This is a genomic window from Rossellomorea aquimaris (genome assembly GCF_001877785.1).
GTDB lineage: Bacteria > Bacillota > Bacilli > Bacillales > Bacillaceae_B > Rossellomorea > Rossellomorea aquimaris_A.
On record NZ_MINN01000147.1, the window covers coordinates 1 to 517 of the forward strand.

Annotated in this window: 1 pseudogene; it reads left to right on the forward strand. The window is 48.2% G+C overall.

The window, feature by feature from the left end:
• Positions 1–517, forward strand: a pseudogene (locus BHE18_RS20955) (glycine dehydrogenase); the annotation flags it as partial.

The window sequence follows — 517 nt, forward strand, 5'->3', positions numbered from 1 at the left end:
AATCAATCGACGAATTGTTTTCAGACATTCCTGAAAAAGTACGTTTTAAAGGCGAATACAATATCAAGCCTGCCAAGTCTGAATCGGCTTTGACAAAAGAATTGGCACAGCTGGCTGGCAAGAATGCAGATTCGGCACGCTACGCTTCTTTTCTAGGCGCAGGCGTTTACGATCATTACAAGCCAATCATTGTTGATCACGTCATTTCTCGTTCTGAATTCTACACAGCCTATACGCCGTACCAACCAGAAATTTCTCAAGGGGAGTTGCAAGCCATTTTCGAGTTTCAGACGATGATCGCTGAAATCACCGGCATGGATATCGCAAACTCTTCCATGTATGACGGTGGCACAGCACTGGCGGAAGCCGGCATGCTGGCAGCTGGACAAACGCGCCGCAAGAAAATTCTTGTCTCCCGTGCTGTCCATCCAGAGTCAAGAGATGTGGTACGGACGTATGCGCTAGGCCAATCAATCGATGTGGTGGAGATTCCGCTAAAAGACGGCCGCACAGACAT